Source organism: Pseudomonas juntendi (genome assembly GCF_009932375.1).
Classification (GTDB): Bacteria; Pseudomonadota; Gammaproteobacteria; order Pseudomonadales; family Pseudomonadaceae; genus Aquipseudomonas; species Aquipseudomonas juntendi.
The window spans coordinates 1-2239 of sequence record NZ_BLJG01000366.1 but is presented as its reverse complement, the minus strand read 5'-3'; the positions used below and the strand labels follow the sequence as shown (position 1 = coordinate 2239).

Sequence of the window (2239 nt, the reverse complement as noted above, 5' to 3'; positions counted from 1 at the left end):
CTGATCCTCGGTGGTCTGCCCGCCTGGCTGCACAGAACTGCCATCCGAGAGGACGACAGGGTTGGCGCTGACGTTGGTGTAGATCTTCTTCGAAGACATGGTGACCCCCTTAGATGCCGTCGACGTAGGCGTGGCTCAGCGGAACCCGCAGTTCGGTGCCGGCAGTGCGGACAACGCCAGCAGCTTCGAAGCGCAGGCCGCCGTGCGACGGGATCGGCGCGTTCAGCTGGAACGGCATCGGCAGGTGGAACTTCGCGAACTGGGCGTTCTTGGTGTACGCCATCATCCGGTCAGTGCCGCCAGCACCGGCACCGGCCAGTTGCAGGATCGGCTCGAACGTGATGTTCAGCACGCGCTCCAGGTAGCTCACCAACGTTTCCGAGGTATTCGGAATACGGAAGGTGGTCAGCTGGCCGTACTGCTTGAGCGGCAGCAGGATGTGAGTCGGCCGGAAGATACTGTTGGTCTGCACCTGGTAAACCTGAAGGATCAGGTTGTTCAGCAGGGTCAGCATCTCGCTTGCGGCCGTGTCAGGGCCCTGAGCAAGGATCTGGGCAAAGGTCTTGTTTGCACCGCCCAGCAGGGTGCCGGTGGCCAGCACTGGCACGCCTGGGTACTTGATCAGACCGCCAGTAGCCAGCGAAGGCCAGCGCGCATCACCAATGAAGGCCACGCGGTCCAGCCACTGCTCGGTCAGGGTGCGGGTCGCGATTGGCTTCTCGGCCAGGTAGTTGATCGCACCGCCGAAGCCCTGGGCATTAGCCATTTCCATGGCCTTGCCGACTTCGATCTGGGTGTAGAAGTAGCCCAGGCCAGCCTGCACAACATCGACGCCACCGATCTTGGAAGCGATCTCGGCGACCGGGAAGTCGTGCGAGAGATCACCAATCGGGGCTGGCTCGCCCTTGTAGTCCAGAACCTTGAAGCCGATGGACTCGATGTAGTCCGGCGCCGAGGTGTCAACCGTGAGGATCGAAGGGTATCGAATCTCGGGGTACGGCTGACGCAGCACCTCTTGCTCGATGTAGGTCAGGTTACCGACCAGGAAGCCCAGTTGCGCCTGGGCCTGTGCGTCCATAGTTCGCATGTGATCGCTCCTTACGCGGCGATGGTGGTGAGGCCAATGGCCTTGACTTGCATCAGTGCCAGCTCACCGGCCGCCGCAGCGGTCAGGAAGGTGCAGCCCTGGAGCAGATGGTTGCCAGCAGTTGCGGCATTGGTCAGCTCGCCTGTGGTGGGCTTGGCGTAGACCTGAGCGCCAACAGTGGCGCCGTCGATGGTCTTTACCCAAACGCGGCCATGGGAGACGCGCGAGGTCTCTTCGCCAGCGCGGTAGCTGCCGACCACGTTCGAAGTGCCGTTGCCCTGGCCGCTGATGTAGCTGGAGCTGACGCCTACGGTCTTGCGCACCGAGATGCCCAGGAAGAAGCCAGCACCGGCGCCGGGCAATGCGTCACGCTTGGCGGCCGAGCCGGAAACGACGGCACGGGCGAACGGGATGGCAACGTCAGCCACGCCCGAGGTGATGTCGGCCATGGACAGGTCGTTGATCTGGCCTTCGTAGGCCTTGCCGGCGTACTGGTCGAAGGTATCGAAAGCGGTAGCCATTACTTTTCACCCCGCAGGAACTTGTTGTAGGCATCGGAGCCGTCATTGGTCAGCTTCGGACGATTCTTCAGGTCCTTGGCCAGGCCGGCGAGGCTGTCCTTGGTCGCCTGAGCGTCCTCGTCGTCATCCTCGTCGTTGGTTTCCTTCGCATCCTCCTCGGCGGAGTCGAATGCGGCGGTGATATAGGCCTCGGACTTGCCGGCCCAATCGCGGGTGGGTTTCAGCTGGGCCAGCGCGGCGCGCTTGATTTCCAGCGGGGACACCAGGCCCTTGCTGTCGAAGTTCTTCACGATCTTCGAGGCGGAGGCGATGGTGTCGAGGGTGAGCTTGACGCGCTCGCCGATGGCAGCGTCGGAGGTCGATTTCTTCGCCTCTTCTGCCTTCTCTTCGGCTTCGTCTTTGGCCGCTTCGGCCTTGTCTGCGCGCTCGTTGGCTTCATCCAAGGTTTTCATGAGGCCTGACACGGCGTCTTCGACTACCGTTGCGGTCTCTTCGTCGAGGATGACGGAGCGGCTTTTCTTGGAGTCTAGGAAGACTTTCCGGGTCGCCATTGGGGGGATACCTTTCGGTTTGTGGTCAAAAATTCGGGCCATCTTTCCGGCCCGCGCTGCTTCAACAACCGCCATGTGGT

At 62.0% G+C, this 2239-nt stretch carries 2 protein-coding genes and 1 pseudogene; all 3 read right to left on the bottom strand.

Annotation, left to right across the window (positions count from 1 at the left end; genetic code table 11):
• Nucleotides 1-109: 109 nt before the first annotated feature.
• Nucleotides 110-1087 carry a major capsid family protein gene (locus tag GYA94_RS25990; RefSeq protein WP_161893388.1) on the bottom strand — a complete coding sequence of 326 codons (978 nt, stop codon included), beginning with the start codon at nt 1085-1087 and terminating at the stop codon, nt 110-112.
• 11 nt (nt 1088-1098) lie between these two features.
• Nucleotides 1099-1608, bottom strand: coding sequence for a structural cement protein Gp24 (locus GYA94_RS25985; protein WP_014859748.1), 510 nt, complete (start codon nt 1606-1608; stop codon nt 1099-1101).
• Nucleotides 1608-2239, bottom strand: a pseudogene (locus GYA94_RS25980) (hypothetical protein); the annotation flags it as partial. The gene GYA94_RS25985 and the pseudogene GYA94_RS25980, both read right to left, overlap by 1 nt.